At 70.3% G+C, this 19100-nt stretch carries 14 protein-coding genes; 6 read left to right on the top strand and 8 right to left on the bottom strand.

The window, feature by feature from the left end; genetic code table 11:
- Nucleotides 1–26 precede the first annotated feature (26 nt).
- The gene (locus AOZ06_RS29765) at nucleotides 27–3143 is read right to left on the bottom strand and encodes an AfsR/SARP family transcriptional regulator (protein ID WP_054297017.1); all 3117 of its coding nucleotides are present in this window, start codon (nucleotides 3141–3143) and stop codon (nucleotides 27–29) included.
- A 98-nt stretch (nucleotides 3144–3241) separates the two neighbouring features.
- On the opposite strand from AOZ06_RS29765, the gene AOZ06_RS29760 reads away from it, so the two are divergent.
- Complete coding sequence (locus tag AOZ06_RS29760; protein WP_054297016.1) at nucleotides 3242–3592, top strand: VOC family protein; 351 nt, start codon at nucleotides 3242–3244, stop codon at nucleotides 3590–3592.
- A 99-nt stretch (nucleotides 3593–3691) separates the two neighbouring features.
- Here AOZ06_RS29760 and AOZ06_RS29755 read toward each other — a convergent pair whose 3' ends face one another.
- The 6 genes from AOZ06_RS29755 to AOZ06_RS29730 all read right to left on the bottom strand — a co-directional run bounded on the left by AOZ06_RS29755 (nucleotide 3692) and on the right by AOZ06_RS29730 (nucleotide 9055).
- Entirely contained in the window at nucleotides 3692–4237 is a 546-nt protein-coding gene (locus AOZ06_RS29755) for a substrate-binding domain-containing protein (RefSeq protein WP_083472022.1), read from the bottom strand.
- A gap of 18 nt (nucleotides 4238–4255) precedes the next feature.
- A complete protein-coding gene (locus AOZ06_RS29750; protein WP_054292424.1) occupies nucleotides 4256–4657 on the bottom strand; it encodes a hypothetical protein in 402 nt (133 codons plus the stop codon).
- Nucleotides 4654–5010 carry a hypothetical protein gene (locus AOZ06_RS29745; RefSeq protein WP_054292423.1) on the bottom strand — a complete coding sequence of 119 codons (357 nt, stop codon included), beginning with the start codon at nucleotides 5008–5010 and terminating at the stop codon, nucleotides 4654–4656. Before AOZ06_RS29745 ends, AOZ06_RS29750 begins: the two co-directional genes overlap by 4 nt.
- A 325-nt stretch (nucleotides 5011–5335) precedes the next feature.
- Nucleotides 5336–5629, bottom strand: coding sequence for a hypothetical protein (locus AOZ06_RS29740; protein ID WP_054292422.1), 294 nt, complete (start codon nucleotides 5627–5629; stop codon nucleotides 5336–5338).
- A 349-nt stretch (nucleotides 5630–5978) separates the two neighbouring features.
- Nucleotides 5979–7445, bottom strand: coding sequence for a trypsin-like serine protease (locus AOZ06_RS29735; protein ID WP_054292421.1), 1467 nt, complete (start codon nucleotides 7443–7445; stop codon nucleotides 5979–5981).
- A gap of 59 nt (nucleotides 7446–7504) precedes the next feature.
- Nucleotides 7505–9055 (bottom strand): S8 family serine peptidase, encoded by a 1551-nt coding sequence (locus AOZ06_RS29730; RefSeq protein ID WP_054292420.1) that lies wholly within the window; start codon nucleotides 9053–9055, stop codon nucleotides 7505–7507.
- A 216-nt stretch (nucleotides 9056–9271) separates the two neighbouring features.
- On the opposite strand from AOZ06_RS29730, the gene AOZ06_RS29725 reads away from it, so the two are divergent.
- The 4 genes from AOZ06_RS29725 to AOZ06_RS29710 all read left to right on the top strand — a co-directional run bounded on the left by AOZ06_RS29725 (nucleotide 9272) and on the right by AOZ06_RS29710 (nucleotide 16588).
- Nucleotides 9272–12121, top strand: a complete 2850-nt coding sequence (locus tag AOZ06_RS29725) for an ATP-binding protein (protein ID WP_236951785.1) — start codon at nucleotides 9272–9274, stop codon at nucleotides 12119–12121.
- 331 nt (nucleotides 12122–12452) lie between these two features.
- Entirely contained in the window at nucleotides 12453–13277 is an 825-nt protein-coding gene (locus tag AOZ06_RS29720; protein WP_054297014.1) for a DUF72 domain-containing protein, read from the top strand.
- Nucleotides 13278–13370: 93 nt separating this feature from the next.
- Nucleotides 13371–16094, top strand: a complete 2724-nt coding sequence (locus AOZ06_RS29715) for a helix-turn-helix transcriptional regulator (protein ID WP_054292419.1) — start codon at nucleotides 13371–13373, stop codon at nucleotides 16092–16094.
- A gap of 125 nt (nucleotides 16095–16219) precedes the next feature.
- Nucleotides 16220–16588, top strand: a complete 369-nt coding sequence (locus tag AOZ06_RS29710) for a YciI family protein (RefSeq protein ID WP_054292418.1) — start codon at nucleotides 16220–16222, stop codon at nucleotides 16586–16588.
- Here the strand turns inward: AOZ06_RS29710 and AOZ06_RS62235 are convergent.
- Nucleotides 16479–17264, bottom strand: coding sequence for a class I SAM-dependent methyltransferase (locus AOZ06_RS62235; protein ID WP_083472021.1), 786 nt, complete (start codon nucleotides 17262–17264; stop codon nucleotides 16479–16481). The two genes, AOZ06_RS29710 and AOZ06_RS62235, sit on opposite strands and share 110 nt — an antisense overlap.
- Nucleotides 17265–17565: 301 nt before the next feature.
- Between AOZ06_RS62235 and AOZ06_RS29700 the strand changes: the two genes are divergently transcribed.
- Complete coding sequence (locus tag AOZ06_RS29700) at nucleotides 17566–19044, top strand: M1 family metallopeptidase (protein WP_169799000.1); 1479 nt, start codon at nucleotides 17566–17568, stop codon at nucleotides 19042–19044.
- Nucleotides 19045–19100: the final 56 nt, after the last annotated feature.

Raw genomic sequence — 19100 nt, 5'->3', positions numbered from 1 at the left:
TGGCCAATGTGGACTGGGCAACGCGGTTACCGGGCCAGCACCGCACGGGCCCTTGCCGACACCGCCCGCTGCCCTCGTGTTTCGGCCAGCCGCACGGCCTCGTCGGCGAACGCCGCAGCCGAGGCGACGTCGCCGAGTGCGAGGTGGTTGTGCGCGATTTCGGTGAGCGCGTCCGGTTCCAGCAGGAGCCTGCCGACCAGACGGAGCTGGGTCAGCGCCTCCTCGCAGTAGCCGAGGGCCCGTCGCGGTTCGCCGATGGCGCGGTACGCGGCGGAGAGACCCAGCAGGACGGACGTCTCGCCGTAGCCGTAACCGATGTCCCTGATCAACCGGAACGCTTCGAGGTAACCCTCGATCGCGGCGTCGGGTTCGCCTCGGCGGCTCTGGACGGTCGCGACGAGCTCACGGGCCGTCGCCTCGCCGCGTTTGTCGCCGAGTTCCCGGCCCAGCCGCAGGGCTTCGTCCGCCAGCGACATCGCTTCGCCGAGACGTCCCAGGTCACACGTTGTCTCAGCGAGCCCGATGAGCGCCGACAGCTCCCCGAAGGGCTGACCGACCTCACGGCAGAACTCGAGCACCCGCCGGTGGTCGGCGATGGCGTCGTCCAGTCTGCCGAGCGCCCACCGGGCGACGGCCCGCCCGCTCATGGACCGGAACAGGGTTTCCCGGCTGCCGCTGCGCTCGGCCAGTTCGACGGCTCGCTGGTGCCAGTGGACAGCGGTCCGCGCGCGGCCCGCCGAGGTGTGCGCGGTGCCGATGTAGTTCATCGCCAGCGCCTCGCCCGCCGCGTTGCCCGCCCGCCTGCTGACCGACAGCGCCTGCCGGTAGTACCGCAGCGCCGCGGGCGGGTCGCCGCTCTCGCCGCACTCCCTGCCCAGGTTGCGCAGCGCGTCGGCCTCCGCGTCGAGGTCGTCGATCTCCCTCGCCGCGGTCAGCGCCTGGCGGTGGTACGCGGTCGAACGGTCGAAGTCGCTGACGTTGTGCGAGATCAGGCCGAGCACGTCGAGCAGGGCGATCTCGGCGGCGCGGTCCCCGGACCCGCGCACCGACTGCAGCGCCGTGGTGCAGGCGGCGACGACTTCCAGGTGGTGGCCGCGCGCCTGCAGGTAGCCGCGCAGCACGTCGACGAACTGCCACGCGAAGTGGTTCAGGACCGGATGGGTCGCGGCCCACGTGATCACTGCGACGAGGTTGTAGCGTTCGTCGTCGAGCCAGCTCAGCGCCTCCTGCTCGGTACCGAACACGGGCGGCGGCGCAGGCGGCTCCGGCAGAGGGCACCTGGATGTCGCCGGGTAGAGCAACCCCGCCGCGGTTGCCGCACCGTGCAGGTAGTAGCTCGCGAACCGGGACAGCGCGGCATTCGTCTTCTCCGGCCCGTCCTCGGTCTCCGCCCGGTCGGCCGCGTACTCGCGGATCAGGTCGTGCAGCCGGTGACGGCCGGAGCCGGTGGGGTCGATCAGGCTGACCTCGGCCAGCCGGTTCAGCGTGCGGACCGCCTCGGCGCGCGGGACACCGGCCATGGCCGCCGCCGCGTCCACGGCGATGTCAGGCCCCGGTGCCAGGCCCAGCAACCGGAAGAACGCCCGGCACCCCTCGGGCATGCGCACGTAGGAATGGTCGAACGCCACCCGCACCACAGACTGTTCGTCGTCGTCGATCGCCAGCTCGGTGAGCCTGCCGGTGTTCGTGATCGCGTCGGTGTACTCCGCGATGCCCCGGTAGGGGTCGGCCGCCAGGTTCGCCCCGGCGATGCGCAGTGCCAACGGCAGGTGCGCGCAGGCGTCCGCGAGCCCGGCCAGCGCGTCCGGTTCGGCGCTCACCCGGCCGTCGTCCAGCAGGCCGGCGAGCACCGTCCGGGATTCCTCACCGGTCAGCACACCCAACGCGACCAGTTCGGCGCCGGGATTGACGTTCAGCCCCCGCAGGTCGCCACGGCTGGTGACGAACACCCGGCAGCCGGGTTCGCCGGGCAGCAGCGGACGTACCTGGTCGGAGTCGATCGCGTTGTCGAGCAACAGCAGCATCCTGCGGCCGGCGAGCATGCTGCGCAACAGCGCCGAGCGGTCCGCGGGATCCGGCATCTGGTCCTGCGGCACGCCGAGAGCGCTGAGGAACCGGGCCAGCGCCACTTCGGCGGTCACGGGCGGATCGGCGCCGTAGCCCTGCAAGTTCATGTACAGCTGACCGTCGGGGAACTGACGCCGTGACAGGTGGGCGGCGTGCACGGCGAGCGCGGTCTTCCCGATCCCCGGTGGGCCGGAGATCACCACGTTGCGCCACGGCGCCGGGCCGGTGAGCCGGTCGAGCAGGTCCGCACGACCGACGAACCGGTCGAGGTCGGGCGGCAGCTGATAGGGCACCGGCGGCGCCGGGCGAGCGGGCCGCGCGGCCGGGCCGGACGGCTCGCCGAGCAGGGCCCGGTGCGCGGCCCGCAGCCGCGGACCGGGGGAGATGCCGAGTTCCTCGGCCAGGATCCGGTGGACCTTGCGGTAGGTGGTCAGCGCGTCGCCCAGCCGCCCCGAGCGGTGCTGTGCCGTGATCAGCTGTGCCCAGAACGACTCCTTCCACGGGTGGTCGTGGGTGAGCCGTGTCAGGTCACCGAGGACCTCGCTGTGCCTGCCCAGTTCGAGGCTGATGTCGACGCGTCGTTCCGCGGCGCCCAGCCGGGCCTCCTCCAGTTCGACGGCCTCGCCCTGGAGCAGCGATTCGGACGGGATGTCCGACATCGGCCGTCCGCGCCAGCAGGCCAGCGCCTCGGTCAGCAGATCCAGTTCGGCGCCGGGATCCCCGCGCTGACCGGCGTCGCGGGCCGCGTCGGTCAACGCGCGGAACCGGAGCAGGTCGAGCTGTTCGGTACGCAGCCGGATCAGGTAGCCGTCCGGTTGGGTCTCGATCACCGAACCGGACTCGTCGCCGAGCGCACGCCGCAGGCGCAGCGCGTAGACCTGGGTGCTCTTCCTCGCGGTCGCCGGTGGGCTCTCGCCCCAGAGCCGTTCGGCGAGCCGGTCCACCGTGACGGCGGTGTTGGCGCGCACCAGCAGCGCGGCCAGCAGGATGCGCAGCTTCGGACCGTTGATCGTGACCGGCTCTCCGGCGGAAGTCACCTGCAAGGGGCCGAGGACGCCGAAGCGCAGTTCGGTCATGATCACCAAACCCGTTCCAGTGTGTGAAAACCATTCACAGCGCGGCTGTTCGCCGAGTGCTGGAGCGTATCCTGCCGCGCACGGGCTACGGTCGTGCGATGAACGAAGCCGCAAAGATCGGGAACGTGCTGCACCCGGTGGCCGATGTGGACGCCGCCGTGCGCTTCTACTCCGCCGCTTTCGGTCTGGCGCCGAAGTTCGTGGACGGCGACCGCTACGCCGCCCTTGACGCGGGCGGCACCACACTGGCCCTGGCCGGTCCCGAGGAGGACGTCACCGGTGGCGTACCCGCGGCGTCGTTCAAGGTCACGGACGTGGCCGCGGCGCTGGCCGCCGTCGTGGACAGCGGCGGTACCGCGGTCCGTGAGCCGGAGCGTGGCCCGCATGAGGTTCGGGCCGTGGCGCGTGACCCCTGGGGCAATACCGTGGTGATCTACGGACCGCGATAGCTCGATCGAACGTGCTTCGCCGCGTCCGGCTTTCGGGGGAGGCGCAGCCACGACCAGGACTCCGTCCGCGCGATGAGGCCACCTGGGTGTGGAGATCGGTCACGGGCCGTCCGCGAGGTCGGCGCGCAGGTGCGGCAGCGCGTCGAGAAGTGCCGTTATGCCTGGGCGGGTGGCGTTCGCCGCCAGGTACACGAATCTCAGCTCGACACTCCACCGGGGCAACCGGACCGGCAGGAGCCGCACGTCACCGTCCCGCAGCGACCGGTGTGCGGTGAACTCCGGCACGAGGGCGACGTGGTCGGAGTCGGCGGCCAGCCGGATCGCTGTCTCCGGCGATCCCGTGGTGTGCACGGGACGGTCGCGCCGGCGGGCCGGGTGGTCGAAGACCTGCGCGAGCGGTTCGCCTTCCGCGTCCCACCGGTAGACGACCAGTGCCACGTCGACAAGCGACTCCGGCGTCAGCAAAGCCTCGTCGCACAGCCGATGGCCGGGCCGGCACACGGCGATCATGGAGGACGCGCCCAGCCGTTCCGACCGCAGCGAACCGGTCGCCACCTGGGTGAGCAGGAAACCGCCGTGCGCGCTGCCGTCACGTACCTGCTCCACGACTTCCCGGCTGTGCGCGACACGGCCGTGCGCCGCGATCGCGGTCCTGACCGGGTGTCACGACCTCACATTCGGCCTCGCCGGGATGGTGCTCGGCGGCGTCGTCCAGTACGCCGGATTCGCGGTCGCCTGCTGTGCGGCCGCGACAGTCAGCGCCGCCGGTGCGGGCGCGCACGCGTCGGGGGTGTCCGCTTCGAGCTCGTCCAGTTCGTCGCAGTATCGGTACGCGGTGCGCAGATCCCCCAAGGCGATCAGTGCCTGGCAGGCGGCGGGCAGGATAAGGGTTTGATAGTCCCGCGCGCTGAGCAGATCGGCCGTGTGCACCCCGCTGGAAGCCAGTTCACGCAGACGCGTGCACGCCTCGACGATGCTGTCACGGCCCAGTGCGACGAAACCGTCGCGGACGAAGAAGCAGAGCCATCGCGGGTTGTCCGGTTCGCTTGCCAGAGCGGTCTTCAACAGACCCAGGTTCCGGTTGATCTTTCCCTTGCCCTGTGCGACCGCGGGCCGATATCCGTCGTGCCGGACCTGGAGGTCCAGCCTGACCAGACCGACCCGGGTGTCCGGACTTCCCGCGACGACGGGGTATTCGTGAACCGGCCCCCGGAACCGGATCGAGCTCTCCGCGAGGAAGATGCGGGGATCGTCTCGTAGGTCTTCCCGGTGTCCTCGTCGATGATCTTCGGAGCGAACACGATCCCGGGCAGGCCTTCGAGGCCCGACACGGACGCGAGGCGCGATGCCAGTTCTCCCGCGGCGCGCTCGGTGAGCCACTCGTCGGCGTCGACGAAGACGACCCAGCCTTCGTGCACTGTGTCGATGGCGAAGTTTCTCGCTTCGGTGAAACGACTCCTGCCACGCGGTGAGTCTCAATCGGACACCGCGGCTCCCGTACGCGGCCACGATCCGCGGAGTCGTGTCCCGCGGAGCCGGTGTCGATCACGAGTACGTCGAACCCGTGGCCGACGACACTGTCGAGGCAACGCGCGACGCAGCGTTCCTCGTCCTTCGCGACGACGACGACCGTGATGGGCCGGTCCGGTCCGGATGCCTTGCCGTGCATGGAAACCCCTTCACCTGTGACGATCGTGGGTGCGCACCGTCTCCGGGAACACCCACGACCCGCCCGTTACGCCGTCATCGCGTGCAGGCGCTCGTCTCGCCCACGTAGTACCAGCTTTCACAGGTCCACGACCAGTGGTCGAAGACGTAGCAGATGATGTGCGGGACCGGGTTGCAGGATTCGCCCGTGTAGTCGAACCTCTGGATGTCGAGGCCGGTGCGGGTCTTGGTGTGGTGGCGCGGAACCGGGTTCGGGTCCATGCAACCGGGGATCCGTTGTTCGGCGGCCGCGGCCGGGCCCGCGGACAGGGCGAGGAAGGACGCGCTCGCGAACAGGACCGCCGCGAAGGCGCCGGCCTTCCTGGCCATCGTGCCCGATCGGCGGGCGGGGCAGGTGGCTCGGCCATGTCCGCCTCGAGAGCGTCCAGGAAGGCCAGACGTTGAGCGTTCATGACTCCTCCGGATCGTCCGCGGATTGATCGGGAGCAAACACAGGAAAGGCCCTGCCGGCTGGGAAGCCCTTTCGGGCACCGCTGAACCACTTGTGGTGGTGGTCCGCGTCGTGGAGTCCGGCCGTCGGACTAGTCCTTCTGTCCGAAAAGGATCGTTTGCGGACAACGCCGGCCACGGGACACGCCGTGAAGCCCGCGACCACCAGGGCGGTCGCGGGCTTATGCTGTTCAGCAGCAGCGAGGTCATGTCCTCGCTGGTCCGTGGATCACCGGACAGTGAGGGTGTACTCCGTGGTTCCGGTCTTGCCCGCGGTGTCGGTCGCGGTGATGGTCACCTTGTAGGTGCCGCGCTGGTACGGACCCATGACCGTCATCCGCGAGCTGCCGCCGGGTTTGACGGTCTGCGGCGAGAACGTCGGCGGGTTGGGCAGACCGGCGCCGCTGAGCCGGACGGACCCCGTGCCGCCGGTGACGGTGATCGTGGCGTTGGCGTAGCCGCCGGGCGGGACGGTGCCGGAGTTCGGCGAGACAGACAGCTTGGGCCCATTGGTGGTGCCACCGTCAACGACCGTGAGCGTGTACTCGGCGGTCTTGGTGCCGGACGCGCCCTTGGCCGTGACGGTGACCTTGTAGGTGCCCGCCGGGGTGCTGGCCGAGGTTTCCAGCGTCAGCTTGGCCACCTCACCGGAGTTGACGGTCGACGAGGGCTGGAATGTGGCCGTCGTCCCGGCGGGCAGGGCGGACGCACTCAGGTCCAGCTTCTCCGGGCCCTGGTCGCCCGCGGTCGTGGTGACGCTGGTGGAGACGTGTTTGCCGGGTTCCGCCTTGCCGGCGGCCGGTGCCAGTGCCACCGCGAACTTGCCGTCGCCAGGCGGGTTTCCGCCGATCTCGGTACGAGCCCAGTCGCCCATCGCGTTGGTCAGCCGGGCCATGATGCTGTAACGGTCGCATTTGCTGGAACCCCACGACGAGACACCGACGATCACACCGTCCACGATGAACGGTCCGCCGCTGTCACCCGAGCAGTTCGCGGTGCGCCCGTCGTTGTAGCCCGTGCACACCATCAGATCACCGTTGACCCGGATGTCGAAGACCTGGCAGGTGCTGGGGTCGTTGACCGGCAGGGTGGTCTTGCGGAGCTCCCCGGAGCCGCCGCCTGACGACGTCTTGCCGTAACCGACGGACGTGCCCGACTTGCCTGGCTGGGTCAGCGCGCCATCCGCGGAGCCCGCTACCTTCGCCCACTGGTTCTCCGGCACCGGGAGGTCGTCGACGGTGGTGACCACCGCGACGTCGTTGCCGGTCCGCCAGCCGCCGGAGCCGGTGTAGCCGGGATGGGTCTTGAACGAGGCGACGGCCGTGCGGAACGTCTCGTCGCCCGGTGTGTTCAGGTCGTCGTCGCCGTAGATGTAGCTCTTGGCACCGGTGGCGTCGACCATGCAGTGCGCCGCGGTCAGTATCTTGCGCTTACCGACGACGGAGGCGGTGCAGGACTGTCCCTGCGGACCACCGCCCCCGACACGCATTCCCGCGATGACGAACGGGTATTCCTTGACGGTGGTGCGTTCCCCGTTGACGATCTGGACTCCCGCGCCGTCTGGGCGGAGCTGGTCGGTCGGGGTCGCCGCGATGCTGATCCTGTCGGTCGGCGCGGCGCTGGCGGTGGCCATGACGGGCAACGTCAGCGAGGCCAAAGCCAGGGTGATGACCGCGACGAAGCGTGGTGTTCTCATCGTTCTCCTTCAAAGGCAGGGTTCGTGGCGGAGGAGACGGCAGTGGATGTCCACTTCGGTCAGAACGTGATCGACCAGCCGGTGAGCGTGCCGGTGTCGAACCGGTAGGTGTCGCGCACCGAGAGCTGCCACGTGCCGTTCGCGTCCTCGCGTGAGGCGTCGACGGTGAAGCTCTGGTGCACACCACCGGACTCACCGACGCCACCCGCGCGTTTGAGCGGGTAGGCCGTCCCGCTGGGCCCGACCAGATCGATGGCGAGGTCTCCGGTGTAGCTGTGGTCGATGTCGACCCGCACCGGCAACGTGGCCGAGGCCTTGCCCTCGCAGGAGTCCTGGCTCACGGAGGTGCCCACCGCCGAGCCGGCGTCCGGGATGGCCACGTCCTGGTCGTTGCTCCTGGCTCCGCACTTGGGCGGTGTGCCACCGCCGATGTCGCCGACGTAGAGCAGCTTGTTCGGCGAGTCCGTCCCGGGGTTGGTGATCAGGTCCGGGCTGGCACTGCGCACCAGCGCGTCGCTGACCTGCTGCGGGGTCGCGCCGGTGTTCGCGGACAGGTACAGCGCTGCCGCGCCCGCGACGTGCGGGGAGGCCATGGACGTGCCGCTGCCGGTGCGGAACGCTCCGGTGTGGTCACTGGAGTAGATGTTGCCGCCCGGCGCGAACAGGTCGATGCAGCGGCCGTGGTTCCCGCCCCGGGTGCGGTCCTTGTTGAACCAGCCGACGGTGATCGCCTCGGGAACACGTGCGGGGCTGACGCCGCACGCGTCCTTGCCGTCGTTCCCCGCGGACACCGCCACCACGATCCCCTTGGCCACCATGGCTTTGACCTGTTCGTCACCGACACCGGCGACGTCCATGCCCAAGCTCATGTTCACCACCGCGGGCTTCACGGCGTTCTTGGCCACCCATTCCATGGCGCTGACCGTGGCCGAGTCCGGGCCGGAGCCGTTGCAGCCCAGCGAACGCACGGCCACGACCTTGGCCTTCTTCGCCACGCCGACCGTCTTGCCCGCGATCGTTCCCGACACGTGCGAGCCGTGCCAGAAGCAGTCGCTCGCCTCAGTGTCGTTGTCGACGAAGTCGTACCCGTATCCCGCCCTGCCCTCGAACTCGGGGTGCTGGGCGTTGATGCCGGAGTCGATGACGTACGCGGTCACGCCCTCGCCCGAGTTCGGGTAGGTGTACTTCTTGTCCAGGGTCGCGGTTCGCTGGTCGATCTGGTCAAGGCCCCACGACGGCGGGTTCGGCTGCTCGCCCGTCGCCCTCGTTGTGCCGTCCTGGTGCACCGACTTGACCGACGGGTCGGCAGCCAGGCGCCGCGCCTGCTGTTCGGACAGGTCGCGCACAGCGAAACCGTTCAGCGTGACCGAGTACGTGCCGGTCACCTCGCCGCCGTAGCGCTGGGTGAGCGCAGCGGCCTGGGCCTCGGCGGTGGCGCGAACGCCGCTCCCGAGTACCACAATGTACTGCCCGGGGTAGTGCTGGTCGGCTTGCTCGACAGCCGATTCCCGTTGCTGTGCCGCGGCTTCGCCCGTCGCGGTCGCCATCGCGGCGACGGCGGACGCGACGGCGACCAAGGTGGACGCCCACAGCTTCCGGCGTTCTCGCATTGATTCCTCCATCGTGCGTTCGAGCGGCCGGTGCAGGGAGTGGAGCCTTCGGGCCGCTCGGACATCACCCTTCGGCCTGGGCGGCAGGGGAACAAGTGTGGCCAAGACCCGTATGTCCGCGGGCGCGGGCGCCGGTGCTCGCGGGGTTACGGTTTCCCGCCCAGCGGACCTATCCTGTCGGTCATTCCGCTGGGTTGATCACCGACAGGAGCGACCGTGGGGCATGATCGCGTGAATTCCCTCTCCGCCCGGTCCGGCTCGGTGCCGATGATCGGCCGGGACGCGGAACTGGCCGCCATGCTCGGCGCGGTGCGGCACGCGCCGTCGGCTGTCTTCGTGGAGGGCCGGGCCGGGGTGGGCAAGACCAGGTTGGTGGCCGAGTTCGCCGCTGACGCTGCCCGCGCTGGGGACGCGCGTGTGGTCGTGGGCGCGTGCCAACCGCTGTCCGAGCCGTTCCCGTACGGGGTGCTCCTGGACTGCCTCAGCCAGTGCGGCGACCAGCTGCACGATCCCGGCCCGGTGACCGGCGCGCTACGGGCTCACCTGCCCGAACTCGCCGACCGACTGCCGCCTGCACCGGGTGCTCTCGGCGACCCCGAGGCCGAACGGCACCGGGTCTTCCGGGCCGTACGTGATCTGATCCGGTGCCTGGGACCGACGATTCTCGTGCTCGAGGACCTGCACTGGGCGGACGACGAGACCCGCCGAGTGTTGCGGTTCGTGATGGGAAACCCGCCATCGGGTTTGTCGATCGTGGTGACCTACCGCCGCGAGGACCTGCCCACGGGAGCGCCACTCGGTCACGCCTTCCACACACCGCACGGGGTCACCGGGGTCGACCTGGTCTTGCGGCCCTTCGGTGCGGTGGACGTGCGCGCCATGGTCGACGCGGTCGTGGGAGCAGCGGTGACGACCGAGCGGTTCGCCGAGGCGGTCCTGGCCGAAACGGCTGGAATCCCTTTCGTGGTCGAGGAAACGGTACGCGCGTTGTGCGATCCGGTGCGGGCGGTGTGCACCGAGGAGGACGTGCCCCAGCGGATCCTGGCCCGGATCGACGTGCCTGTCCGAGTGGCGGACGGGATCAGGGAACAAGTGGGAGTCCTGCCCGATGCCGCGCGGTCCATCGCCGAGGCCGCGGCGGTGCTGGGCGTGCCGGAGACGGCCGACGTCCTGGGCGCCATGGTGGGCATCGCGACAACGGAGCACCTGATCACGCTGGTGAAGTCCGGTGTGTTCGTGGAAGCGGCGGTGAACCGGTTCGGTTTCCCGCACAACATCGCCAGGCGCGCCGTGTACGCATCGCTGCCCAATCCCCGGCGGCGGCAACTGCACGAACGCGCCGTGGCGGTGCTGTCCGGCCTCGACCACGCGCCACTGGCCCGCTTGGCCGCCCACGCCAGAGCAGCGGGCATGAAAGCTGCGTGGCTGCGATACACCGAACTCGCCGCCGAGGCCGCGGAAGAGACCAAGGACGTGCTCACCGCGGTCGAACTGCTGTCCGAGGTACTGGCCGACCCGGAGCTCAGTTCCGCGGACACGAACCGCCTGGCCGGCAAGCTGTGCGGCTACGCCTTGACCGGACTGCCCGGCGGGGCGCTGACCGCGCGTGTCGAAGGCCTGCTGGCGGACCCACGGCTGGCGCCGGACGTCCGGGGTGAGGTGCACCTGTGGTTCGGGCTGCTGCTGCAACGCGAGACCGGCGAACTGGACCGCGGGGCCGAGGAGATCACCCGGGCCATCGACCTGCTCGGCGATCAGCCGGAACGTACCGCGCGCGGCATGGCGGCCATGGCCGGGCCGTACCTGGGGACCGCGTCCATCGCCGAGCACCGGGCCTCGCTCGACCGGGTCGAGGGATTCGCCGACCAGTTGCCCACCCAGGCCCTGCGCACCGCCTTGCTGGCCACGACGCTCGGCGGACGGCTCATCGTCGGCGATCCGAGCGCGTGGGACCGTATCGACCGGCTGCCATCGGTGTCGGACGTGCACAACCCGGACGAGATCCACCACCTGGCCCGGGCGCATTGCAACCTCGCGGACGCGTGCTCGTGGATCGGGCACTACTCGCGGGCACGGGAGTTCCTGCGCAACGGGATCACCCTGGCCGAGCAAGTGGCCGCCACGTACGTCGTCGGCACCGCCGAGGCGACGGAGGTCCGGCTCGATTGGCTCAGCGGGCAGTGGACGGGACTGGAACAGCGGATCGACCGACTGATCGGAACGTACGCGAACCTGCTGCTGACCACCGACCTGTATCTCACCCGAGGCTGGCTGGCCGCGGCACGCGGCGAATGGCTGCAAGCCGAGAAGGCCTTCCGCGCGGCGGCTGGTTCCCAGCCCACCGCCCAGGTGTTCCCGGTGGGCGTCTCGGCGACGGGAGGCATCGCGGGGATGCTGCTCAGCAGGGGCGAGACAGCCGCGGCGGAAGAACATGTGGAACGCGGCGTGGCGGTGTTGCGGAACAAGGGCGCGTGGGTGTGGTCGGGCGACATCCTGCCCCAAGCCGTCGACTGTTACCTGGCGGCCGGTCGCGTGGACGCTGCCCGGCTGCTCGTCACGGAGACGACCGCCGGTCTGGCAGGTGTCGACGCCCCACTGGCCTATGCGGCACTTACCGCCTGTCGTGCGAGGCTTGCCGCGGCGACGGGTGACCGCGAAGAAGCCGGCGTGCTCTACCGGAAGGCGATCGACGTGCACCGGGAGCTGGGTTTGCCGTACCGGGCCATCCAACTCGCCGAGCAAGCCGAAACCGAGGCCCCCACCGACGCCGCGGCGCTCGACGCGCTGGCCCAGTCCTACGACTCCCTGGGCGCGACTGTCGACGCCGCTCGCTGCCGTCACCGCATCCGCAGCATCGGTGTGGCCACCCCGTCACCGCGCGGCCGACGCGGCTACGGCAGCGAACTGTCCCCGCGTGAACAGGACGTCGCCCGCCTCCTGGCAGGCGGCCACACCAACCGCGAGATCGCCCAGGCCCTGTTTCTCTCCCGCCGCACAGTCGAGGAGTACGTGGTCAAGGTCCGCCGCAAGCTGAACGCCTCCTCCCGCCGCGACATCCGCCTCTGAGGGGATCGTCGGGGGCCGGTCCTGGCGCACCCCCGGCGGAGCGGTGGCAGTTCGCGCAGCTCGCCGAGGGGCATGCCGCAACCGGTGGGGCCTGTTCCTGTCCGGTGTCGCCGGTGGACTCGACGCGGGAGTGGGACTGCCCGGCACGTCCGCGAATGCGCCGCCGAACTCGCACAACGTGCCGGACACCGACCTGCAGCCGTTGCCACAACAGCAAAGCACGATCGCTGTCGCCACCGGCCACCGCCGTCCCCGTGAACCGGCGACAGGCTATCTTCACTCACGATCGATGGGAGTTGGCGAAGTGGCGCGTCTTCATGTCGGCTGTGCGATGTGGACTCATAAAGCGTGGTCCGGGCGGTTCCTGGCGCAGTCGCTGCCGGTCAAACAGCGGCTGCGTGCCTATGCCGGCTGGTGCAACGCGGTCGAGGGCAACACCACCTTCTACGCGATCCCCGCCCATGCCACCGTCGAGACGTGGGCGCAGCAGACCGACTCCGGCTTCCGGTTCGTGGTCAAGCTGCCCAAGGTCGTCACGCACGAGCGCCGGTTGGTCGGTGTCGAGACCGAGATGCGGGCGTTCCTCGACGCGATCGAACCCCTCGGCGAACGGGCGGTCCTGTGGACCCAGTTGCCCGGCTCGTTCGGCCCGTCGGACGTCGAAGCCCTCGGCCGGTTCCTGCGCAGGCTCCCCGCCGACCGCCAGCGCGCCGTGGAGGTGCGCCACCCGGGGTTCTTCGCCGACCCAGCCTCCACGTCCCTGCTGGAGGCAGCGCTCGACAGCGCGAACGCCGAATGGTTGCCGTTCGACACCACGGTCTTCTTCCGCAGCCCGCCCACCAGCGAGGCCGAACAGGACGCCTGGGCCAAGAAACCACGGCTGCCGCGGCGCACACGGGCACTGACCGGCCACCCCATCGTCCGCTACCTTGGCCGCGACTCGATCGAGACGACGGTCGAGGGATGGCAGCCCTGGACCGAGGTCGTCGCCGACTGGCTACGTGAGGGCCGGTCACCGACGGTGTTCGTGCACACCCCCGACAACGACGAGGCACCCGCGCTTGCCCGCCGATTCCACGACGACGTGCGAAAGCTCGTGCCCAGCCTCGACCCGCTGCCCGAGCCCGAGCCGGTTGAGCCCGCGACCCTGTTCTGAGCGATGTCGCGGACGGGCCCGTTGTCCGCGCGACGCCGGCGCGTCCGGCCCGGCGCGGGGACCGCGTTCGCACCGCCCATCTAGGGTGACCGCATGTCGCTGGTGGGAAGGGACGTCGAGCAGGCGCGGGTTCAGCGCCTGCTGAAGGATGCGCGCGACGAACGCAGCGGGGCGCTGGGGCTGCGGGGCGCACCGGGCATCGGGAAATCGGTCCTGCTCGACCACGCTGTGTCGATCGCCGAAGCCGAGGGCATGCGGGTGGTCCGCGGCGCCGGGATCGAGTCCGGCTCCGAGCTGGCGTACGGCGGCCTGCACCAACTCCTGTTCCCGCACCTGGATCGGTTGGCCGCCCTGCCCACTCCTCAGGCGACGGCGCTGCGTTGCGCGTTCGGCCTGGCCGAGGGAGACGAGGCCAACCGGTTCCTGATCTCCGCAGGCACCCTGTCGTTGCTGGCCGACCTGGCCGAGGATTCCCCGCTGCTGTGCGTGGTCGACGACCTGCAATGGCTCGACCCGGGTTCCGTGGAGGCGCTGTTGTTCGCGGTCCGCCGCTTCGTGGCCGACCCGATCGCGGTGCTGTTCGCGGTGCGCGAGACGACGGCGCCGGTCGCGTTCGCGGGCGTCGAGGTCGTGGATCTGCCCAGCCTCGCCGCGCCCGATGCCGCCCGGCTGCTCGACGACCACGCACCGGAACTCGCCGAACGGATGCGGACCAGGGTTCTCGCGGAGTCCGGCGGCAATCCACTGGCGATCATCGAGTTCGGGTTGTCCCGGCTCGCGGCTCGCGATGTGGACGAGTCCGACCCGGCCGAGCAGGTCGGCCCGCTGCCGGTGACCCGCCGCGTGCAGGAGGCGTTCCGGCACCAGATCGTGGAGCTTCCCGACCCCGCCCAACGCGCGCTTCTGGTGGCGGCAGCCGACACGGCGGCGCCCCTCGCGACGATCCTGCACGTGATCGAATCCCTCGGTGGCGCGGCCGGCGACCTGGCGCCCGCCGAACGTGACCGGCTGGTCCGGATCGACAGCCGGATCACGTTCCGCCACCCCCTGGTACGGGCAGCTGCCTACCAGGACGCGCCGTTGCACCGGCGGATCGAGGTACATCGCGCGTACGCCGAGGCGCTGCGCGCGGACGCCGATGCCGACCGCCGGGCCTGGCATCTCGCTGCCGCCACCACCAAACCCGATGAGGCGGTGGCCGCCGAACTCGAAGGCGTGGCGGAGCGGGCCTGGCACCGAGGCGGCGCGATGGCGGTGTGCGCCGCCCACGAACGCGCCGGTCGGCTCAGTGCCGACCGGGAGCTCAAGGCCCGGCGTATCGTCCGGGCCAGCCAGGCCGCGTTCGACGCGGGCAAGGCCGACCGCGCCGCCCGGCTGGCGGCCGAAGCGCTCGCGCTCACCACCGACACCGGCGTCCGGGCCGATGCCATCTACACGCGCGGCGCTGTGGAGTACGAACGCACCTCGCCGCGGGCCGACGCGGAGCTGACGCTCGAGGCAGCCGCGTTGGTGCGCGACACCGATCCGGAGCGCGCCGCGCTCACGCTCTACGAGGCCGTGCACGCCGCCCGGCACGGGGCGGCGCACGACCTGCTGCAGCGTGCGGCGGAGCTGATGCGCGGGTTCACCCCGCCGGAGCACTGGGCACCGGTTGTCGCCGCCCTTCTCGGGTGGGCGGAGCTCTTCGCCGGACGCCCGGAGCTGGCCGTCGGCCCGATGCGGGATCTCCGCACGGCCACACGCAGCGGCGGGAACGACCTGATGCATCGCATCACAGCCGGGTTCGGCGGGCTCATGATCGCCGACGACGACGGCGTCATCGCCGGGACCGAGGACATGCTGGCCGAGGTGCGGGCCACCGGGGCGCTGGGATGGGTCCCGTACACCCTGAACGTGCTCGCCGTGGCGCGACTGTTGCGCGGCGAGTTCGCGGACGCCCGCGCGTGTGTGGCGGAAGGCGCAGCCGTGAGCGCCGAACTCGGGAACACGACCGAGCGCCTGGCCCACCGGTCGGTGGAGGTGTGGTTGCACGCCGTGTCGGGTGACGAGGCACGCTGCCGGGCACTTGCCGAGGAAGTGCTCCCGCGAGCCCGGACCCGGCACCGCGTCAATGCCGAGATCGCGGACTGGGGCCTCGGCATGCTCGACCTTTCCGCCCGGCGGTTCGGGCAAGCGGCCGACCGGCTCGAGCACGTGTCCCGGGGACCTGCGAGCCGCGACCTGCTGGTCCGGGCGGTGCCGGATCTGGTGGAAGCAGCCGTGCGCGGCGGCATGCCGGATCGCACGCACGGACCACTGGCAGCGTTCCGGCACTGGGCCGAGCACGTCGACCGCCCGGTCGCCACCGGGCTCGCCCTGCGGTGCCGGGCCCTGCTGGCCGACGACGGCGACGCCGACGCGCTGTACGCCGAGGCGCTGCGGCTCCACGAGCGGCACGGCGGCCCCTACGAGCGCGCCCGCACCCAGCTGGTCTACGGCGAGTGGCTGCGGCGTCAGCGCCGCCGTACCGAGGCACGTGCCCATCTCGCGGCGGCGGTGTCCGCGTTCGAGCGCCTCGGCGCGCAGCTCTGGGCCGAGCGTGCGCGCGGCGAACTGGCCGCCTTCGGCGAACGGAGCGACGAGCCTCGGCGCAGCGGCCCGCTCACCCTGTTGACCCCGCAGGAGCTGCAGGTCGTACGGCTGGCCGCCACCGGTCACACCAACAAGGAGATCGCCGCACAGCTCTTCCTCAGCCCACGGACCGTCGGCCACCACCTGTACAAGGCGTACCCGAAACTCGGCGTCACCGCACGCGCCGAACTGGCTGACCTCGTCTGACGGTCGATGCCGGTCGCCGGTTTCCCGGACACCAGTCACGATGACAGATGCCTCGCTGAGGAGCCCCCGCATAGCGTTTCCGGCATCGAGACACCGGCCGCCGGCCGTACGACGAGGAGACGACAATGACGAAGTACTTCCTGAGCCTCCCGCACGACTCCGCCGAGGAGCCGACGATGGAGAGCATGGACCCCGCGGAGCTGCAGGAGATCATCGCCGCGGTCGGTGCGTTCAACACCGCCGTCCAGGAAGCGGGCGCGTTCGTGACCGCCGGAGGCCTGCAGCCACCGTCGACCGCGACCACAGTGGACTACTCCGGTGACACCCCCGTGCTCACACCAGGCCCGTTCGTCGAGGCCAAGGAGTACCTCGGCGGTTTCTGGATCATCGAAGCCGAGAACGACGACGTCGCGATCGAATGGGCCAAGCAGGCCTCGCGTGCGCTGCGAAGCAGGGTCGAGGTGCGTGCCCTCCAGGAGGAACCCTCCGCATGACGGTGTGGCCGGCGGCCTGACCTGCCGTCGAGGGCGGCACGGCCAGGCTCACCGTGTTGGCGCGGATTGCGTCCACGCACCCGCGCCAACACATCGGCTTCCTACCGGAATACCTGCAACGGATGTTCAGTGACCGAGGCACATCTTGTCTGGCATGGTGAGGACTTATGCGGACGGTGGGTGTCGATTTGGCGGCTGAACCAGTCAACACCGCGATCGCGGTGATCGAATGGCGACCATCGGTCGCCCGAGTTGTTGCCGCGGAGTTGCCGGGTACGGATGACTCCGTGGTCGGCGGCGTGTGGATGATCGAGTACCACGCCACCACACCCGCCAGCGACGCGTCCGCCAGCGTCAACGCGGACATCGACCCCACCTCGAACCGCAGCCGCGGATGTACCCGCTGGGCCACCTCGACCATGGCGGGGGAGAGGTCCACACCGAACACCTCCAGCCCCAGCCCTGCCAGATACCCGGTGATCCGCCCCGGGCCGCAGCCGAGATCGGCCACCGGAGCCGCCGACCCCACCAAGTCCGCGAATATGTCCAGCACCGCGCGGTCCCACGGATTCGCCGCGAGAGCGTCCCGCAGTGACACCTCGTACGAAGCGGCAACGGTGTCGTAGGCAGTGCGAGTCTCGGACACATCCAAGGGTTCGACAGCAGATTCGGCCATGCGCCGGAGACTACAGACGAACCATCCCCGCATCCGGGAAACGCATCATGCCGCTCCCAGCTGCCGGGGAAGGTCAAGCAGCCGCAAGGGATTGACCGCCCGTCCTGATCTGTTCGTGCTCAACACAGCCCGGCGACCCGAACTTCCTGATGCTCCCGCACAGCCGAGACGAGCGCGACCCCGCCGGACCGCGGTTCTCGCAGGGCTGGGCGCGTGACAGAGCCGTGGCAACGCCAGGAAATGTCTCCACAGTATGGTGCCGATCCTCGTGCACGTTTCTGTCTGGGGAAGGAACTTCATCATGCGCAAGCGGACGCGCGCCGGTTCCGGTGCCGTCATCGTCGGCTTACTCGCCGCGCTGCTGACCGGCACGGCACACGCGGAGCCGTCACCGGGGGCACCTGGGCTCGGTGACCCGATCTACAAGTGGGCCGGAAACGGGGGCTACACCGTCGACCACTACGACATCGACCTGATCTACCACCCCGACACCGACGGGCTGACCGGTCAGGCCACGATCCGCGCGGTCACCACCCAGGACCTCTCGCAGTTCAACCTGGACTTCGCGCTGGGTGTCACGTCGGTGCAGGTCGGCGGCGAACAGGCCACTTTCGCCACGCACCCGGACAACCCGGCCGAGCTGGTCGTCACACCGAAGCGGCCGGTGGCCGCTCACCAGCCGATGGACGTCGTGGTCAAGTACGCCGGTACGCCGTCGCAGGTACGGCTGGACACCGTCCAGGTCTGGTACCACACGGCAACCGGCGGCATCGTGACCGGTCAACCGCGCAACTGCCGGGCCTGGTACCCGTGCAACGACCACCCCTCCGACAAGGCCACGTACACGGTGTCCGCGACCGTCCCGAACGGGAACGTCGTGGTGTCCAACGGGATTCTCGCCGGCCGGGCGAACCCGGTTCCCGGCTGGACCAAGTGGCGCTGGCGGGCCGACGAGCCGATGGTCAGCTACCTGGCGTTCATCGCGCTGGGCAAGTTCGAGTTCGAAACGGGCGCCACCGCGCAGGGACTGCCGTACTACAACGCCTTCGACCCGGCGTTGGGGCAGTCGCTGGCCGCGGCGAAGGCGGCGATCAGGCGCACGCCTGAGGTCACCGACTTCTTCGCGTCGAAGTTCGGCCCCTATCCGTTCGGCTCCACGGGCGGTGTCGCCACCAACGTGTGGCCCGCTGCCATCGAACACCAGACCCGGCCCGTGTACGGCAACCAGTTCTGGGACGACGCGGATCCGACGTCGGTGGTCGCGCATGAGGTGGCACACCAGTGGTTCGGCGACTCGGTGGCGATGCGGGACTGGTCGAACATGTGGCTCAACGAAGGCTTCGCCACGTACAGCGAGTGGCTGTGGGCCGAGCACCAGGGCCGGGCCACAGCCGCGGATCTCGCGGACGCCTTCTACGCCAAGTACTCGGAGAAGGACCCGTTCTGGAACCTCCGGCTGTGGCCAGGCACCCGCCTGTTCGACCCGCCGGTGTACGAGCGTGGTGCGATGACACTGCACGCCCTGCGCACCGAGGTCGGTGACGCGGTGTTCTTCCGCACCTTGCAGAGCTACCACGCGAAGTACCGCGACGGTCACGCCACCACCGAGCAGTTCGTCCAGCACGCCGAGCAGGTCGCCGGGCGCAAGCTCGACACGTTGTTCAAGACGTGGCTCGTCGACCCGGTGAAGCCCCCGGTCGGTCCCAACGGCAAAGCGGTCACCGCCGCTGCCGCGAACCTGCCGGGCATCCACGAGGCGACTGCGCCGCACTCGCACTGACAGCCAGGCCGGGTGTCCCCGATCTCGCGGGACACCCGGCCTGATCGTTCACGCGT

This window comes from Kibdelosporangium phytohabitans, assembly GCF_001302585.1.
In the GTDB taxonomy this organism is placed as follows: Bacteria; Actinomycetota; Actinomycetes; order Mycobacteriales; family Pseudonocardiaceae; genus Kibdelosporangium; species Kibdelosporangium phytohabitans.
The sequence above is the reverse complement of the archived record's forward strand: the minus strand, read 5'-3'. Positions and strand labels throughout refer to the sequence as shown.